Origin of the sequence: Streptomyces sp. NBC_00620 (assembly GCF_026341825.1) — a bacterium.
Taxonomy (GTDB): domain Bacteria; phylum Actinomycetota; class Actinomycetes; order Streptomycetales; family Streptomycetaceae; genus Streptomyces.
The window spans coordinates 670,197-687,866 of record NZ_JAPENY010000001.1; the positions used below are offsets into that span (position 1 = coordinate 670,197).

Genomic DNA, 17,670 nt, shown 5'->3' on the forward strand with positions numbered 1-17,670 from the left:
GCCAACTCTCCCGCGCACAACAGGTCACCCCTCTCACAGGACCCCCTTGCGCACCTTTACTGAAAATGATTATCGTCTTTACATGCCCATGGGGGGCATGTACATGACTCAGGGGGGTCTATTTTGCGTACCCGCAAGCGCCTGCTGACCGTTGCCGGTGTCGCCGCCGCCGCTCTCGCCGCGGCCGGTCTCAACACGTCGGCCTTCGCCGCGACAACGCTGTCGTCCGGCCACGTCGACGTACTCGACTCGGAGTGGGACGGCAGCGCCCTGCACCTGCACGTGCACGACGAGGTGACCGACACCGAGTACGAGCCGGCCGATGTGACCCTGGCCGTCCCGGCGGCGGCGAAGGTCACCAACCCGGGCTACGGCTTCCTCGGCACCGGCACCCAGGTGTGGCTGCTGCCCGACACGGAGGCCGAGGCCACCGCGGCAGGCGTGCTCTTCGCCGGCGTCTCCACCGAGCACCTCACCACCGGCACCTTCACCGGAAACACCGTCACCTACACCCTGGTGAGCGCGACCCGCAACGGCGCGACCACCGAGGACTTCAGTGTCTACAGCGACGCCTCGGGCTCGGTGAACCGCTACTTCGACAGCGGCAGCACCGCCAACCGCTCCGAGTCGTTCACCGTCGGCGCCCACAACCACCCCAACTGGGCCTTCGAGGAGGCGGGCACCTACCAGGTCACCTTCACCGTGAGCGGCACGGTCGGCGGCGGCACGGTCACCTCCGAGCAGCAGACCCTCACCTTCGTCGTGTCGGGCTGATCCGGGCCGATGAGTAAAGGACACACCTACGCCGCCGCGGTGATCACCGCGGCGGCGGTACTCACCGGCGCGGCGGGGCTCGTGGCGGGCGGCACCCCGCCCGCCCGGGCCGCGTCCGGCGCCGTCGTCCTCGACGAGGGGGCGGTCGATCTCACGCCCCGGCTCGTCGACGGCGAACTCCAGCTACAGATCGACGACCGGACGACGGACACCGAGGTGGTCCGCGAGCCGTCCGAGGTCGTCTGGCACGTCGTACCCGAGGCGAAGTCGTTCGTCGAGGGCCCGCTCCAGGGGCCGTTGGGCAGTCTGATGGACGCCTGGTACCTCAACGGCTGGGAGGCGGACCAGATCTTCGCCCTGGAACCCGGCTGGAACGGCACGGAGGCCGGGTCCGACACCGAGGTGACGCTCACCGGCTTCGAGGGCCCGGGCGGCTTCGCCCTCTACGACTGGCTGGAGGACGACTCGTACAACGACATCCCGCCGGACGTACACCTCGCCTCCGACCCCGCCGCGAACACCTCCTACACGCTGGGCAAGGACACCGAACACGCCGTCCCCACCTGGGGGTTCGGCACCGAAGGCGTCTACCGGCTCACCTTCAGGGCGAGCACCACCCTCGCCGACGGCACCGTCTCCAGCGACACCGAGACCCTCGCGGTCGCGGTCGGGAACGTGGACCCGACGGACGTACTGCCGGGGGACGGATCGACGCCGACTCCGACGCCAAGCAGCTCGCCCCCGACGGAGACCGTCACCCCCACCGGCCCCGCCGCCCACGTAATCGACGACGGGCACCTGGACCTCGCCGCCCGCCCCGTCGACGGCGGGCTCCGGTTCCAGATCAAGGAAGGCACGGCATACGACTACGAGTGGTACGAGCCCGACGAGGTCGTCCTGCATGTCGTCCCGGCCGCGAAGAAGAAGATCACGAGCGACACGGCCTTTCTCGGCGCCGAGGGCGACCCCGTCTGGTGGCTGCCGCTCGCCCAGGTCTCGGGCATCCTCTGGCCGGGCTGGAACACCGAGGAGTGGGAACCGTCCGCGCTCGACGGCCAAGTCACCTACCGGGTGGACTCGTTGCAGGGCCCGGGCACCATGGCCGTCTTCTCGGGCGGCTCGCTCAGCGGCTGGGACCTCTGGATCAACAGCGGCGACGGGCTGCCCGACAGCTTCCATCACAGCGTCGACGCGCACTCCCACTCGTACTGGGCCTTCACCCAAGAAGGCGTCTACCGCACGAAGTTCACCGTGAGCGCGACGCTCGCCGACGGGACGAAGGTCAGCGACACGGCGACCATCGCCTGGGTCGTGGGCGACGACGTCGACCCGTCGACGGTGAATCCGGGGGCGGGGGGCGAGGCCACGGCGACACCGACGGCCGGTGCGTCCGGCTCCGAATCGCCTACGGGGACGGCGAGTTCGAGCACCAGTGCCGCCCCGAGCGCGGAGCCGTCCGCGTCACCGGCGGGTGCCACGCCCGCAGCGTCGTCCAGCAGCCGTACGCCGACCACGGCCACCGGCGCTCTCGCCTCCACCGGCTCCGGTGTCCTCGTGCCGCTCGGCGCGTCCGTCGCCGCGCTGGTCGTCGGGAGCGGGGCCGTGTGGGCCGTACGGAGAAGGAAGGTTCAGCGGTGAGGGGACGCGCGGTCACGGCGGTCCTCGTGGGCGTACTGCTCGCCGGGTGCGCCATGTCCCAACAGGGCTCGGACACCGTCGAGTTGAAGGTGTCGACGACCACCGCGATCATCGCCGACCTGGTGCGCCAGGTCGGCGGTGACCGGGTCGACGTCACCTCGATCGTGCCGCAGCACGGCGACCCGCACTCCTACGAACCGAGCCCCGGCGACGCGGCGAAGGTCGCGCGGGCCGACCTGGTCTTCAGCAACGGGCTGCTGCTCGAAGAGCCGGGGATCACCAAGATGGTCCACAGCAACGCCCGGCAGGACGCGCCCAAGGTCGGGATCAGCGAGAAGCTGGAGGAGTACGGCGGCACGGTCATCAAGCTGGAGGAGGACCTCGGGCTCGATGTGCTGTGGCTTGGCTGGGCGGTCGAGGGCGATCTCGGCGGCACAGGTGACCAAATGCGGATCAGCGCAACGGACTTGGAGGGTCCGGGCGACCTGCACGTCTATCTCACCGACACCCTCGGCAGCCCCCGGAGCTACGTCGACTCCACCGACGGCTTCGACGAGGACGACTCCTTCGAGCTGCCCGCCGAGGCGCACACCCACGTCAACTGGGCCTTCACCGAGCCGGGTACGTACCGGCTGACCGTCGAGGGCTCGGGTGCCGGCAGCGGCACGCTGACCTTCTCGGTCGGCGGCGCGGCTCCCGCAGGGGGTTCGGTTCTCGACGGCGGGCACGCGGACGTCGCCTTCGACGCCGAGCGGCACAAGGTGTCCGTACGCTCCGACGACCCCGACACCGGGAAGCGGACGTACCACGCGACCGGCGACGTCACGCTCAATGTGCCGGACAGAGCGAAGGAGGAAGTGCCCGAGGAGGGCGCGTACGGCTTCCTGGGCGCGCCCGGAGCCGACCTGTGGGTGCTGCCGCAGGCCGTCATCGGCAAGCACGTGCACGGCGATCTGGACCCGCACGCGTGGGAGGACGTCGCCAACGCGGAGGCCTATGTGCGCCGCATCGAGGCCGAGTTGGTCAAGTCGGACCCGGCCGGGAGGGCGGCGTACGAGAAGAACGCCTCCGCCTATCTCAAGACGCTCGGCGCGCTCGACCAGGAGGTCGCGGACACGCTCGCGACGATCCCCGAGGAGAACCGCAGGCTCATCACCACGCATGACGCCTTCGGCTATCTCGCGAAGGCGTACGGCATGGAGGTCGCGGGCTTCGTCGTCCCCGTGCCGAACCAGGAGCCGAGCGCCGCCGAGGTCGAGGAACTCGGCGACACCATCCGGGAGAAGAACGTCCCGGCGGTCTTCCTCGAACCGAACCTCGCGGCCCGCGCCGACGTGCTGCGCCGGGTCGCCGAGGACGAGGGCGTGCGCGTCTGCACGATCTACGGCGACTCGTTCGACGACAAGGTCCACGACTACGTGGCGATGATGCGGCACAACGCGAATGAGCTCGCGAAGTGCCTTGAGGGAGAGGCACGTTGATGCGCGGCAGGGTTGGTACGGCAGTGGCGGTGGCGCTGGCCGCCACGCTGGCGGTGGGCGGGGGTGTGGCCTTCGCGGCGGAGGACGGCGTGGACGCCGAGGTTCCCGTGGTGGAGGTGGACGACTCCCATCGGATCGTCGTGTCCGGAGGCGGCGAGGACTTCGCGGGCTCGCGCGTGTGGGAGGTGACGGCGGACGAGACCGGCTGGGGCCGGGACGGGTGGTCGCTGAGCGGGGCCGAGGGGCCGGGGGCGGTGACCTCGGAGGGTCAAGAGGGCGACGCGCGTTGGGTGTTCGCGGCTGCGGGGACGTACGAGCTGGTCTTCCGGACGGGTGAGGCGACCGAGGCTCGGTATCAGGTGCTTGTCGGGGATACGGCCATCGAGGAGGCGGAGACCGAGGCCCAGGCGGATGAGTCTCCTCCGCCCGCCGCCAGGATTCCTGCCGCCGAGGTGACCGAGACGCCCGCCGTCCCGATGCTCGCCGCCCAGCAGCTCGCCCAACCCGCCGCCGAGGAGGTCCGGTCCGCCACCGAGGAAGTCCGGTCCGCCACCGAGGACGACGTGACCGTCGTCTCCACGAAGACGACCCTCGACGAGGGGCACATCGACATCGCCGCCCGGGTCGTGGCCGGCAGGATGCAGATCCACGTCAAGGACGGAACCGTCGCCGGGAAGACCACCTGGCGCGAACCCTCGTCCCTCGTACTGCACGTCAAGCCGGCCGCCAGGAAGACCGTCCCCGAGAGCGACGACTTCGCGTTCCTCGGCAAGGCGGGCGACCCGGTGTGGCTGCTCGACCAGGTGCAGCAGGACGGGCTGTTGTGGCCCGGCTGGTCGACCGAGAACATCGCGGCGGGGGCGACCGAGGGCGAGGTGAGGTTCTCGCTCGACAAGGCCGACGGGCCAGGGGACTTCGCGCTCTACACCTACGACGGGCTGTCGGGCGCCGATGTGCTCTTCGACAGCGCGGACGGCGTGCCGGACTCCTTCGACGTCGCCCTGAACACCCACGCGCACGGCGGCTGGGCCTTCCGGAAGGAGGGGACCTACCGGCTGACGTTCACCATGTCCGGGCAACTGGCGGACGGGACGAAGGTGAGCGACACGGAGACGCTCGCGTTCGTGGTCGGGGACGGCACCGATCCGTCGGAGGTGAGCGGTGGGGACGGTTCGTCGGACTCCGCCGAGGACACGAATACGAACTCCGGGAGTTCGGGGACGTCCGAGGACGCGGCCACCGGGAGCACCGACGCTTCCGGTTCCATGGCCCACACCGGCGCGGACGACACCGTCCTCCTCGGATCCATGGCCGCCGGTCTGGCGGTGGCGGGCGCCGGTGCCGTCTGGGCCGTACGACGTCGCCGTACGGGTGAGGAGGCGTGAGCGGCACCCGGCTCACGGTCGACTCGGCGTCCGTCGTCCTCGGCGGGCGCCCGGCCCTGCGGGACGCTTCGCTGACCGTCGACGGCGGCGAGCTGGTCGGGCTCATCGGGCCCAACGGGGCAGGAAAAACCACCCTGTTGAGGGCGGTCCTCGGTCTTGTCCCGCTCGCCTCGGGAGCCGTCCGGGCCGAGTCGTCGCCCATCGGGTACGTGCCCCAACGGCACGAGTTCGCCTGGGACTTCCCCATCGACATCGCGGGGGCCGTGCTGACGGGACGTACGCGCTCCATCGGCTGGCTGCGGGCGCCGCGGGCCGCGGACCGGGCGGCCGTCGCACGGGCCCTGGAGCTGACCGGGCTCACCGAGCTCCGCCGCCGGCCCATCGGCGAGCTGTCGGGCGGGCAACGGCAGCGGGTGCTCGTGGCACGCGCCCTCGCCGCCGAGCCCGAACTCCTGCTGCTGGACGAGCCGTTCACCGGAGTGGACGTGCCCACGCAGCAGCTGCTCAACGACCTCTTCGGACAACTCACCCGCGAACAGGGCAAGGCGCTGCTGATGACGACCCACGACCTGGCGGCCGCCGCCCGCACCTGCGACCGGGTGGTGCTGATCAACGGAACGGTCGTCGCGGAGGGCGGGCCGGACCTTCTCACCGACCCGGAGCAGATGCTGCGGGCGTTCGGACTCGACCGGGCGATGGCGGGCAAGGGAGTGACCGCGTGATCGACTTTCTGCTCGACCCCTGGGAACTCCCCTTCATGCAGCGGGCGTTCACCGTCGCCGCCGTCGTCGGGCTGGTCTGCGGGGTCGTCGGGGTGTACGTCGTGCTGCGCGGGATGGCGTTCATCGGGGACGCGGTGGCGCACTCGGCGTTCCCCGGCGTGGCACTCGCCTACACCTTCGAGGGGAACCTGCTGATCGGCGGGGCGGCCGCCGGGATCACCACCGCCGTACTGATCGCGTTCGTGTCGCAGAACCGGCGGCTGAAGGAGGACACCGTCATCGGGGTGTTCTTCGCCTTCGCGTTCGGGCTCGGGATCGTGCTCGTGTCGACGCGGGACAGCTGGACGACCGACCTGTCGTCGTTCCTGTTCGGGCAGGTGCTCGCGGTGTCGGCGTCCGACGTGTGGACGGTGGCCGGGATCGGGGCGGTGCTGGTCGCCGTCGTGCTCGCGCTGCGCAAGGAGCTGGTGGCCGTCAGCCTGGACCGGGAAACCGCCCGCGCGGCGGGGCTGCCGGTCTTCCGCCTCGATCTCACCCTGTACGTCGTCGTCACCGCGACGATCGTGATGTCGCTGGAGGCCGTCGGGAACGTACTCGTCCTGGCGCTGCTCATCACGCCCGCGGCGACCGCCCGGATGCTGACGGACCGGTTGTGGGTGATGACCATGCTCGCGTCCGGGATCGGCTGCGCGGGCAGTGTGGCCGGGCTCTATGTGTCGTACGCCTATGACCTCGCGGCGGGTGGTTCGGTGGTCGTCGTGCTGACCGGCGTCTTCATCGTCACCTGGTGTCTGGCGCCGCGGCACGGGCTGCTGACGCGGGCCCTGCGGCAGCGAGTCACTCCGGCAGCAAGTGCCCCCGCCGCGACAGCAGGAACTTCTTGAAGGCCGCGACGGGCGGGGTGTCCGGGTGGCCGTCGAGCCAGGCGACGCCGATCTCGCGCACCGCGCGCGGGGCGGTGACCGTCAGTTCGACAACTCCCGGGCGGGCGAAGGCCGGTGGTGGAAGGAGGGCCACTCCGAGCCCGGCGGCGACGAGTCCTCGCAGCGTCTCCGCCTCCTCGCCCTCGAAGGCGACCTTCGGCCGGAAGCCCGCCTCCTGGCACACGGCGTCGGTGATACGGCGCAGGCCGTAGCCGGGTTCGAGGGTCACGAAGGTCTCGTCGGCGGCCTCGGCGAGGCGGATGCGTTTGCGGGCGGCGAGGCGGTGGTCGGCGGGGACGACGAGCCGGAGCTTCTGCTCGTCGAGGCGGCGGGCCACCAGGTCGGGCGCGTCCGGCACGGGCGAGGTGAGGCACAGGTCCAGCTCGCCGGAGCGCAGCCGTTCCAGCATCGCCTCGCCATAGGTCTGGACGAGGCTGAAGCGGACACGGGGGTGGTCGGCGCGGAAGGCGCGGATGAGCCCGGGGACCGTTTCCGAGCCCATGGTGTGCAGAAAGCCGAAGGCGACCTTGCCGGTGGCCGGGTCGGCGTCCGCGCGCACCTCGTCGGCGGCGCGTTCGATCTCGGCGAGGGCCCGTTCGACGGAGCCGAGGAACGTACGCCCTGCCGGGGTGAGCGAGACCGTCCGCCCCCTTCTCGCGAACAGGTCGACACCCAGGTCCTGTTCGAGCCGGACCATGGCCCGCGACAGAGTCGACTGCGGCACGCCCATCTCGTGCGCGGCCCTCGTGACGTGCTCGGTGCGGGCCACTCCGGCGAAGTACGCGAGGCGCGGAGCGAGCAACCTCGACATGTCCGCGCTGTCTTCTGTGTCACTGGACGGTGACAGGTGCGTCTCTGACCTCTGCTCATGCATCACGGGAACGATTATGGCGTTTCTGTGCATTGGACGGATGAGCGGCGGGTCTTTAGGTTCGAAGCATGCCTTCTGCCAGTACCGGGGCGTCCACGACCGTGGGCGCCGCGACCACCGTTTCCGCTCCTGCCGTCCCGACCGACTCCCGTATGGCCCCGGGCGGGCCCGGTTACCGCCGGATGAGCTTCGCCCTCTTCCTCGCGGGCGTCGCGACCTTCGCGCTCCTCTACTCCACGCAGGCGCTGCTCCCCCTCATCTCGCACGACTTCACGGTGAGTGCGAGCCAGGCGAGCTGGACGGTGTCGGCGGCGACGGGCGCGCTTGCGCTGTTCGTCCTCCCCATGAGTGCGCTGTCGGAGCGGTTCGGGCGTCGTACGTTGATGACGGCGTCCCTGGTGGTGGCCGTGACGGTCGGCCTCCTTGTCCCCTTCGCCCCGTCGATCGGCGCGCTGATCGCGCTGCGGGCCGTGCAGGGTGCCGCGCTCGCGGGGCTGCCGGCCTCGGCGACCGCGTATCTGGCCGAGGAGGTCCGCCCCAAGGCGCTGATCACCGCGATCGGTCTGTTCGTAGCGGGCAATAGCGTCGGCGGCATGAGCGGGCGGGTCATCACCGGCTGGGTCGCGCAGGAGTGGGGCTGGCGGGTCGCCGTCGGCGTGATCGGCCTGATCGCGGTGGCGTGCGCGGTGGCGTTCCGGCTGCTGCTGCCCGCTCCGCGGCACTTCGCGCCGGGCTCGCTGCGGCCGCGGGTGCTGGTCCGTACCGTCCGTGACCACCTCTCGAACCCGCTGCTGTGCCGGCTGTACGCGATCGGCGCGCTGTTCATGACGGTGTTCGGCGGCGTCTACACGGTGATCGGGTACCGGCTCACCGAGGCGCCCTTCTCCCTTCCCCAGGGCATCATCGGCTCGATCTTCCTGGTGTACCTGGTGGGTACGGTGTCGGCGTCCACGGCGGGGAGGCTGGTCGGCCGCCTGGGCCGCCGGGGCTCCCTCTACCTGGCGGGCGGCACGACGGCCGCGGGTCTGCTGGTGTCCCTCGCCGACTCGCTGCCGCTCATCCTGCTCGGCCTCGTCCTGATCACCGCGGGGTTCTTCGCGGGGCATGCGGTGGCGTCGTCCTCGGTGAGTCACACGGCGACGCGGGGGCGGGCGCAGGCCTCGGCTCTGTACCAGTCCGCGTACTACGTCGGCTCCAGCGCCGGCAGCACGCTCGGCGCGGTCGCGTTCCACGCGGGTGGCTGGGCGGGCACGGTCTCCCTCGGCCTGCTCGCCGTGCTCGGAGTCGTCGCGATCACGGTGCTCGGATCGCACGCGGCGCGGGTGCGGGCGCGGCGGGGGCCGGTCTTGGCGCACTGACGTTTTTTCGCCCCCTCCGCCCCTGCCCGTCCCTTGTTCCTGGGGCTCCGCCCCAGACCCCGCTCCTCAAACGCCGGAGGGGCTGAAAATCTTCAGCCCGTCCGGCGTTTGAGGACGAGCGCGTCAGCGCGATGCGGGGGTCTGGGGGCGGCAGCCCCCAGGAAGCAAGGGACGGGTAGGGGCGGAGGGGGCGAACAAAATCACCCGCCCCCTGACCTGCACCTTTCCCCACTCCGGGGGCCATTGTCAGTGGCCTGCGGTAGCTTCCGAAGTGCGGCGCGAAGACGCGACGGAAGCAGCCACAGGGGTGGGTTGGCTATGAGCGACGGCACGGCGACGACGACAGACCTGGACGTCCGGCTGGAGAAGCACCGGGTCGAGCTGACCGGGTACTGCTACCGAATGCTCGGCTCCTCCTTCGAGGCCGAGGACGCGGTGCAGGACACGATGGTCCGAGCCTGGCGCAGCTACGACAAGTTCGAGGGCCGCTCCTCGATGCGCTCCTGGCTGTACCGCATCGCGACGAACGTATGCCTGGACATGCTGAACGCGGGCAACAAGAGGGCACGCCCCATGGACCTGTCGGCACCCTCACCGCTGGCACAGGCGGCGCTCAACCCCCTCCCTGACCACACCTGGCTGGAACCGATGCCGACCGCCCGCGTCCTGCCCGAGGTCACCGACCCGGCCGAGGCCGCGGTGGCGAAGGAGTCGGTGCGGCTCGCCTTCATGGCCGCACTGCAGCAACTGCCGCCCAAGCAGCGGGCGGTGCTGATCCTGCGCGAGGTCCTCGCGTGGAAGGCGAGCGAGGTCGCCGAACTGCTCGGCACGACGGTCGCCTCGGTCAACAGCGCGCTCCAGCGGGCCCGCGTGACCCTCGCGGAGAGCGACGGCGCCGGGGCGGACGCCGCCACCTCCGACCCGCTCGACGAGGAGCAGCAGAAGCTCCTGGAGCGCTATGTCGCCGCCTTCGAGGGGTACGACATGACGGCGCTGACGGCGCTGCTCCACGAGGACGCGATCATGACGATGCCGCCGTTCGACCTGTGGCTGGTCGGCACGGACGACATCACCGGCTTCATGACGACGCTGGGCGCCGGCTGCGCGAACTCGCGCCTGGTGCCGGTGGAGGTCAACGGCCTCCCGGGCTTCGCGCACTACAAGCCGGATCCGGAGGAGGGCGGTTTCTCGCCCTGGGCCGTGCAGGTCCTGGAGATCTCAAAGGGGCGGATCACCGGGTTCCACTGCTTCCTGGACACCGCCCGCTGGTTCCCGCTCTTCGGCCTCCCTCTCCGGCTCGAAGGCGTCGAGGGTGTCGAAGGCCTCGAAGCGGAGACCGACCAGGTCGAGTAGGGCGCGCAGGGCCGGGTCCGGATTCCGCAGCCGTATCCGGCCCCCGGCCCGCCGCGCGGCGAGCTCCAGCCGAGCCAGTACATCCACGGCGCCCAGGCCGGGCGGCCCGATCCCCGCGACATCGCAGACCACCACCCCGCTCCCGCTCGTCTCCAGTCGCGTACGCACGTCGTCACAGAGCCGGGGCACCTCGTCCCTGGTGACCGGGCCCGGCAGCACGAGTACCGCGGGTGTCGTGGCATCCACATTCAGTAGACCGGCCGGGGGCGCGGAACTCATCGCGAGGGTCCGCACAGGATCACATTGACCTGAACCGGGCTGCCCACAGAGGGTTGGGTGTATGCCCCACGAACCAACACCTCATGCGATACCCGACGGCCGCCTCCCCGCCGAGGGGGCGACGTGCAGGGGGTGCTGACCGGCTTCGCGGTGATCGCCGTCGTCATCGGGGTCGGCTATGTGATCGGACGGCGCGGACACCTCGGGGACAACGGACGTGAGGTGCTCACCAAGCTCGCCTTCCACGTGGCATCACCCGCCCTGCTGTTCACGACGCTCGCGGGTGCCGACCTGTCGGTGATCTTCTCCAGCCGGCTCCTGGTCACGGCGCTGAGTACGGCCGCGGCGGCCGGCGTCTTCGTCGCGGTGGGTGCCGTACGGGGCTGGGGCGTGGGGCGTACGACGATCGGCGCGCTGTGCTCCAGTTACGTCAACTCGGGCAACCTCGGCATACCGATCGCCGTATACGTGCTGGGGGACGCTTCCCTGGTCGCGCCCGTGCTGCTCTTCCAGGTGGTCGCCGTGACTCCCGTCGCGCTCACCGTCCTGGACCTGTCCGGGGACGGCGAGAAGGGTCCCCTGTGGCATCAGTTGATCACGCCGCTGCGCAACCCCATCGCGGTCGGTTCCCTCGCCGGGGTCCTGGTCTCGGCGACCGGCCTGACAGTGCCGGGCCCTGTCCTGGACCCGCTCACGCTGATCGGGAACATGTCGGTGCCCGCGGTACTGCTGGCGTTCGGCATCTCACTGTGCGGCAGCAGCCTCCCGGGGCGCGGCTCCGACCGGCACCCGGTACTGCTCTCCGTCGCGCTGAAGTCCGTGGGCCAGCCGCTGGCCGCCTGGGCACTGGCCGTCGGCGTCTTCGGCCTGCACGGCGCACCCCTGCTCGACGTCGTGGTCACCTCGGCCCTGCCCGCCGCCCAGAACCTCTTCACCTACGCCTCGCGCTACCGGGTCGGCGAAACCCTGGCCCGCGAGTCGATCCTGCTGTCGACGATCCTTGCCGTACCAGTGCTGGTGGTCATCGCGGCACTACTGGGATGACCACCAGCCCATCAGCAACGGCTGCCTAGGAAATCCGGTCCAGCACGATCGCGGTCGGCTTGAAGTCCGTGCCCGCGGCCGCGATGTCGTAGGACCCCTCGACCGACTGGAGTGCGTACTCGAAGCGCTCCGGGGTGTCCGTGTGGAGGGTGAGGAGGGGCTGGCCCGCGGTCACCGTGTCGCCCGGCTTGGCGTGGAGTTCGACGCCCGCTCCGGCCTGGACCGGGTCCTCCTTGCGGGCGCGGCCGGCGCCCAGGCGCCAGGCGGCGATGCCGATGTCGTAGGCGTCGAGGCGGGTGAGCACGCCCGACTCGGGCGCCGTGACGACGTGCTGCTCGCGTGCGACGGGCAGCGTGGCGTCCGGGTCGCCGCCCTGTGCGGCGATCATGCGACGCCAGACGTCCATCGCGGAGCCGTCGGCCAAGGCCTTCGCAGGGTCGGCGTCCTTGATGCCGGCGGCGTCGAGCATCTCGCGGGCCAGGGCGACGGTGAGGTCGACGACGTCCGAGGGGCCGCCGCCCGCCAACACCTCGACGGATTCCCGTACTTCGAGCGCGTTGCCCGCCGTCAGACCCAGCGGTGTCGACATGTCGGTGAGGAGCGCGACCGTCTTCACGCCGTGGTCCGTGCCCAACCCGACCATCGTGGAGGCGAGTTCACGCGCGTCCTCGATGGTCTTCATGAAGGCGCCGGTGCCGACCTTCACGTCCAGGACCAGCGAGCCCGTGCCCTCGGCGATCTTCTTGGACATGATCGAGGAGGCGATCAGCGGGATCGCCTCGACCGTGCCGGTGACATCGCGGAGCGCGTACAGCTTCTTGTCGGCGGGGGCGAGACCGTCGCCCGCCGCGCAGATCACCGCGCCCACGCCGTCCAGTACGGCGAGCATCTCCTCGTTGGAGAGCAGCGCGCGCCAGCCGGGGATCGACTCCAGCTTGTCCAGCGTGCCGCCGGTGTGGCCGAGGCCGCGCCCGGACAGCTGCGGGACCGCCGCACCGCAGGCCGCCACCAGGGGCGCCAGCGGGAGTGTGATCTTGTCGCCGACGCCGCCCGTGGAGTGCTTGTCGGCGGTCGGGCGGGACAGGGACGAGAAGTCCATGCGCTCGCCGGAGGCGATCATCGCGGCGGTCCAGCGGGCGATCTCACGGCGGTCCATGCCGTTGAGCAGGATCGCCATGTTGAGGGCGGCCATCTGGTAGTCGGCGACCTCGCCGCGGGTGTACGCGTCGATGACCCAGTCGATCTGCTCGTCGCTGAGCTCACCGCGGTCCCGCTTGGTGCGGATGACGGAGACGGCATCCATCGACAACACAGTCATGGCTTTCCTTCCGAAAGGTGAGCGGCCCCTCCCGACGATCGGTGTTCGGTCGATCGGGAGGGGCCGCACGGAGTTACTTGGTGAGATGCTCCGGCCCGAAGGCCTGCGGCAGCATCTCGGAGAGCGGCAGGATCCCGGCCGGGGTCTCCAGAATCAGATCCGGCCCGCCGAACTCGTTCAGCAGCTGACGGCAGCGCCCGCACGGGACGAGGATCTCGCCCCGCCCGTCGACACAGGTGAAGTGCGTCAGCCGGCCGCCCCCGGTGTTGTGCAGCTCCGAGACCAGACCGCACTCGGCGCACAGCCCGACCCCGTAGGAGGCGTTCTCGACGTTGCAGCCGGAGATGATCCGGCCGTCGTCGACGAGGGCGGCGACACCGACCGGGTAGCCCGAATACGGCGCGTACGCACGGGACATGGCCGCGCGGGCCACCTCCCGAAGGGCATCCCAGTCGACGGCCGAGGAACCCCCGTGTGCGGCCGTCACTTGCCCTGCCCCTTCCGGTACGGCAGACCGTCCGCCTTCGGCATTCGCAGGCGCTGCGCCGACAGCGCGAGCACCAGCAGCGTGATGACGTACGGCGTGGCGGAGACGACCTGGTTCGGGACCTCGTTGGTGAGGGCGTACCAGAGGAACACCAGGACACCGATGACCAGGGTGATCACGGCGGGAACGTACTTCTTCCTGATCGCCAGCCAGATCGCGCCGATGAGCAGCAGGATGGCGGCGAGCAGCAGCAGCGCGTGGACGTTCTCGGAGCCGCCGCGCAGGTTGAGGCTGTCGGTGTAGCCGAACAGGCCCGCGCCCAGGGCGAGTCCGCCCGGCATCCAGTTGCCGAAGATCATCGCGGCGAGACCGATGTAGCCGCGTCCGCTGGTCTGGCCCTCCAGGTAGAAGGGGTTGGCGACGGTGGAGAGGAAGACGCCGCCGAGGCCGGCCAGACCGCCGGAGATGATCACGGCGATGTACTTGTACTTGTAGACGTTGACGCCGAGCGACTCGGCCGCGATCGGGTTCTCACCGCAGGACCGCAGACGCAGGCCGAAGGGCGTGCGCCAGAGGATCCACCAGGTGGCGGGGATCAGCGCGATGGCGATCAGGGTCAGCCAGGAGACGTCGGTGACCAGGCCGCCGAGCAGGCCCGCGATGTCCGAGACGAAGAACCAGCCCTTGGAGTTGAGGGTGGTGAGCCAGTCGGACAGCCCCGGCACCGTGAAGCTGCCGAGTGAGTCGACCGGCGGGGACTGCTTGGCCGAGCCGCCCTGGACGCCCTCGAAGGCGAGCGGGGCGAGGTAGCGGGTGACGCCGAGCGCCAGGATGTTGATGGCCACACCGGAGACGATGTGGTTGACGTTGAAGGTGACGGTGACGATCGCGTGCAGCAGACCGCCGATGCAGCCGCCGATGATGCCGACCAGGACGCCGTTCCACGGGCCCCACTGGTAGCCGGCCCAGGCACCGAACCAGGTGCCGAGGATCATCATGCCCTCGAGGCCGATGTTGACGACGCCCGCGCGCTCGGCCCACAGACCGCCGAGACCGGCAAGGCCGATCGGGACGGCCAGTTCGAGGGCGGTCGACATCTGGCTGACGTTGGTGATGCCGTCGGCGCCGGTGATGATGCGGACGATCGAGGTCAGCGCGAGGCCGCCCGCGATGACCAGCAGGAGGACGGGAAGCGACAGCCGGCGGCCGCCGGGGGGCGCGGTCTCCAGCGAGGGCTGGTTGACGTCGGTTGCGGTGGTCATCGGCCCGCCACCTCCTTCTTGGTGTCGTTGTCGGAGGAGGCGCCGAGGACGTTGCCCGCGGCCAGCTCCGCGCCGACGCGGCGCTGCTGGCGGCGCAGACCCCACTCGCGTACCCACTCGTAACTGACGACGACCGAGAGCACGATCAGGCCCTGCATGATGACCGCGATCTCCTTGTCGTAGCCGTTGTAGTCGAGCTCGGGCGACGCCTTGTCCAGCCAGGCCCACAGCAGGGCCGCGAAGGCGATGCCGGTGGGGTTGTTGCGGCCGAGGAGGGCGATGCCGATGCCCAGGAAGCCGATGCCGGTCGGGAAGTTCAGGCTGTACGTGTGCGAGTCGCCGAGCAGGATCGGCAGGCCCGCGAGGCCCGCCAGTCCGCCGGAGACCAGCATGGCGGTGAGCACCATGCGCTTGGGGTTCACACCGCTGGCCGCGGCGGCGGTCTCCGAGGCGCCCGAGGCGCGCAGGTCGAAGCCGAAGCGGGTCCGGTTGAGGACGATCCAGTAGCCGATGCCGAGCAGCGCCGCGAGGACGACCAGGCCGTAGATCTCGCCCGAGTCGCCCATGTCGAAGCCGGGCACCCAGCCGGACTTGTCCATCTCGCCGGTGGTGTTGTTGTTGCCGACCTTGACGCCGAAGACGTTCGGCAGCCAGAGGTAGGCGATGACGGAGGTGGCGATCGCGTTGAGCATGATCGTCGCGACGACCTCGCTGACCCCTCGGGTGACCTTGAGGACACCCGCGATGCCGGCCCAGAACGCGCCCGTACAGACCGCGGTCAGGATGAGCAGCGGGACCTGGAGGACGGCCGGCAGCGCGACATGGGCGCCGACGACCGCGGCCATCATGGCGGCCAGCTGGTACTGGCCGTCCACACCGATGTTGAACAGGTTCATCCGGAAGCCGATGGCCACCGCGAGGGCCGCGATGTAGTACATCGAGGCCTGGTTGATGATCAGGACCTGGATGTCGGAGTACGTGGCCTGCTCGAACATGAGCGTGTACGGCTCGATCGGGTTCTTGCCCGAGGCGATCAGCACGACCGAGGTCAGCGCCACGGCCACGACGAGCGCGATGACCGGTCCGGCCACCGCGAGGAGCAGGCGCTCCTTGTCGAACTTCTTCATCAGCGGGCCTCGTCTTCCGGGGCGTCCGGGGTGTCTGCCGTGGTCTCGGCTTGATCGGCGGCTTGCTCGGCTTGCTCTTCGAGCTCCACCTGCTCGGCGAGCTCTTCGTTCTCCAGGTGGCCGGTGGCGGCGCCGGTCATGGCCGTGCCGAGCTCCTCCGGAGTGATGGTGGCCGGGTTGGCGTCGGCGACCAGCTTGCCGTTGTAGATCACCCGGAGGGTGTCGGACAGGCCGATCAGCTCGTCCAGGTCGGCGGAGATAAGGAGTACGGCGAGACCCTCGCGGCGGGCCTCCCGGATCTGGTCCCAGATCTGGGCCTGCGCGCCGACGTCCACACCCCGGGTGGGATGGGCGGCGATCAGGAAGCGCGGCTTGCTGCTCATCTCGCGGCCGACGATCAGCTTCTGCTGGTTGCCGCCGGAGAGCGAGGCCGCCGTGACGTCGATGCCGGGGGTGCGGACGTCGTACTCCTCGACGATCCGGCGGGTGTCTGCCTGGGCGCCCTTGATGTCGAGCCAGATGCCCTTCGCGTTGGGCTTCTCACTGACGTGGCCGAGGATGCGGTTCTCCCAGAGGGGGGCCTCCAGGAGCAGGCCGTGGCGGTGCCGGTCCTCGGGGATGTAGCCGATGCCCTGCTCGCGGCGCCTGCGGGTGGCCCAGGAGGTGATCTCCTCCTCGGCCAGCGTGATGGTGCCGGAGTCGGCGCCCTTGAGGCCGATCAGCGCGTCGATCAGCTCGGTCTGGCCGTTGCCCTCGACACCGGCGAGGCCCAGGACCTCGCCCGCGTGGATGGTGAAGGTGATGTCGTCGAGGAGGGCCTTGCCGCCGGGGGCGACCAGGCGCAGGTCGGTGACGGTCAGGACCGGGCGATCGGTGACCGTGGACTCCGCCGTCTCCGGGGTCGGCAGCTCGCTGCCGACCATCAGCTCGGCGAGCTGGCGCGAGGTGGTCTGGGACGGGACGGCGGTGCCGACCGTCGTACCGCGGCGGATGACGGTGATGTCGTCGGCGACCGAAAGGACCTCGCCCAGCTTGTGCGAGATGAAGATGACCGACAGGCCCTCGGCCTTGAGCTCGCGCAGGTTGGCGAAGAGCCCCTCGACCTCCTGCGGGACGAGGACCGCGGTGGGCTCGTCGAGGATGAGGATGCGGGCGCCGCGGTAGAGGACCTTGAGGATCTCCACGCGCTGGCGGTCGGCGACACCGAGCTCCTCGACGAGGACGTCGGGGCGCACACCGAGGCCGTACCGCTTGGAGAGGTCCAGGATCTTGCGGCGGGCCTTGCCGCCGATGCCGTACAGCTTCTCGCTGCCCAGGACCACGTTCTCCAGGACGGTGAGGTTGTCGGCGAGCATGAAGTGCTGGTGGACCATGCCGATGCCGCGCGCGATGGCGTCGGCGGGCGACGAGAAGGTGACCTGCTCACCTTCGACGGCGATGGTGCCCTCGTCCGGCTTCTGCATGCCGTAGAGGATCTTCATCAGCGTCGACTTGCCGGCACCGTTCTCGCCGACGAGGGCGTGCACCGTGCCCTTGCGGACGCTGAGGTGGATGTCGTGGTTGGCCACGACGCCGGGGAACCGCTTGGTAATCCCGGCGAGTTCGACTGCGGTCACCTGACCGTTGACCGCGCCGGCCGGAGGGCTGC

15 protein-coding genes and 1 pseudogene are annotated in these 17,670 nt (G+C 70.4%); 9 read left to right on the forward strand and 7 right to left on the reverse strand.

The window, feature by feature from the left end:
• The first annotated feature begins 123 nt into the window (after positions 1-123).
• Genes OG246_RS03000 through OG246_RS03025 form a run of 6 tightly spaced genes read left to right on the forward strand, consistent with a single transcriptional unit; the run spans position 124 to position 6,884 of the window.
• Positions 124-774: a choice-of-anchor M domain-containing protein gene (locus OG246_RS03000; RefSeq protein ID WP_266455393.1), complete on the forward strand. Its 651-nt coding sequence runs from the start codon at positions 124-126 to the stop codon at positions 772-774.
• A gap of 9 nt (positions 775-783) precedes the next feature.
• Positions 784-2,412, forward strand: coding sequence for a choice-of-anchor M domain-containing protein (locus tag OG246_RS03005; protein WP_266455396.1), 1,629 nt, complete (start codon positions 784-786; stop codon positions 2,410-2,412).
• Positions 2,409-3,893, forward strand: a complete 1,485-nt coding sequence (locus OG246_RS03010) for an anchored repeat ABC transporter, substrate-binding protein (RefSeq protein WP_266455398.1) — start codon at positions 2,409-2,411, stop codon at positions 3,891-3,893. The genes OG246_RS03005 and OG246_RS03010 overlap by 4 nt, the downstream gene beginning before the upstream one ends.
• Positions 3,893-5,278: a TIGR03773 family transporter-associated surface protein gene (locus OG246_RS03015; RefSeq protein WP_266455400.1), complete on the forward strand. Its 1,386-nt coding sequence runs from the start codon at positions 3,893-3,895 to the stop codon at positions 5,276-5,278. Before OG246_RS03010 ends, OG246_RS03015 begins: the two co-directional genes overlap by 1 nt.
• A complete protein-coding gene (locus OG246_RS03020) occupies positions 5,275-6,000 on the forward strand; it encodes an anchored repeat-type ABC transporter ATP-binding subunit (protein WP_266455402.1) in 726 nt (241 codons plus the stop codon). The genes OG246_RS03015 and OG246_RS03020 overlap by 4 nt, the downstream gene beginning before the upstream one ends.
• Complete coding sequence (locus tag OG246_RS03025) at positions 5,997-6,884, forward strand: anchored repeat-type ABC transporter permease subunit (protein ID WP_266455405.1); 888 nt, start codon at positions 5,997-5,999, stop codon at positions 6,882-6,884. The genes OG246_RS03020 and OG246_RS03025 overlap by 4 nt, the downstream gene beginning before the upstream one ends.
• Here OG246_RS03025 and OG246_RS03030 read toward each other — a convergent pair.
• Entirely contained in the window at positions 6,838-7,800 is a 963-nt protein-coding gene (locus tag OG246_RS03030; RefSeq protein WP_266455408.1) for a LysR family transcriptional regulator, read from the reverse strand. The two genes, OG246_RS03025 and OG246_RS03030, sit on opposite strands and share 47 nt — an antisense overlap.
• Positions 7,801-7,862: 62 nt before the next feature.
• On the opposite strand from OG246_RS03030, the gene OG246_RS03035 reads away from it, so the two are divergent.
• Positions 7,863-9,152, forward strand: a complete 1,290-nt coding sequence (locus OG246_RS03035; RefSeq protein WP_266455411.1) for an MFS transporter — start codon at positions 7,863-7,865, stop codon at positions 9,150-9,152.
• Positions 9,153-9,470: 318 nt separating this feature from the next.
• The gene (locus tag OG246_RS03040) at positions 9,471-10,505 is read left to right on the forward strand and encodes a sigma-70 family RNA polymerase sigma factor (protein WP_266455414.1); all 1,035 of its coding nucleotides are present in this window, start codon (positions 9,471-9,473) and stop codon (positions 10,503-10,505) included.
• Between the two features lie 39 nt (positions 10,506-10,544).
• On the opposite strand, the pseudogene OG246_RS03045 reads toward OG246_RS03040, so the two are convergent.
• A pseudogene (locus OG246_RS03045) lies at positions 10,545-10,784 on the reverse strand (hypothetical protein); the annotation flags it as partial.
• Positions 10,785-10,907: 123 nt separating this feature from the next.
• Here OG246_RS03045 and OG246_RS03050 point away from each other — a divergent pair.
• Positions 10,908-11,828 carry an AEC family transporter gene (locus OG246_RS03050; RefSeq protein ID WP_266455417.1) on the forward strand — a complete coding sequence of 307 codons (921 nt, stop codon included), beginning with the start codon at positions 10,908-10,910 and terminating at the stop codon, positions 11,826-11,828.
• Between the two features lie 25 nt (positions 11,829-11,853).
• Here OG246_RS03050 and OG246_RS03055 read toward each other — a convergent pair whose 3' ends face one another.
• The 5 genes from OG246_RS03055 to OG246_RS03075 form a co-directional block, all read right to left on the reverse strand.
• Positions 11,854-13,137, reverse strand: a complete 1,284-nt coding sequence (locus OG246_RS03055; protein WP_266463818.1) for a thymidine phosphorylase — start codon at positions 13,135-13,137, stop codon at positions 11,854-11,856.
• Positions 13,138-13,219: 82 nt separating this feature from the next.
• Positions 13,220-13,633: a cytidine deaminase gene (locus OG246_RS03060; protein ID WP_266455435.1), complete on the reverse strand. Its 414-nt coding sequence runs from the start codon at positions 13,631-13,633 to the stop codon at positions 13,220-13,222.
• Positions 13,630-14,895, reverse strand: coding sequence for an ABC transporter permease (locus OG246_RS03065; RefSeq protein ID WP_266455438.1), 1,266 nt, complete (start codon positions 14,893-14,895; stop codon positions 13,630-13,632). Before OG246_RS03065 ends, OG246_RS03060 begins: the two co-directional genes overlap by 4 nt.
• Positions 14,892-16,022, reverse strand: a complete 1,131-nt coding sequence (locus OG246_RS03070; protein ID WP_266455440.1) for an ABC transporter permease — start codon at positions 16,020-16,022, stop codon at positions 14,892-14,894. The genes OG246_RS03065 and OG246_RS03070 overlap by 4 nt, the downstream gene beginning before the upstream one ends.
• The gene (locus tag OG246_RS03075) at positions 16,022-17,638 is read right to left on the reverse strand and encodes an ABC transporter ATP-binding protein (RefSeq protein WP_266455443.1); all 1,617 of its coding nucleotides are present in this window, start codon (positions 17,636-17,638) and stop codon (positions 16,022-16,024) included. Before OG246_RS03075 ends, OG246_RS03070 begins: the two co-directional genes overlap by 1 nt.
• Between the last annotated feature and the right edge of the window lie 32 nt (positions 17,639-17,670).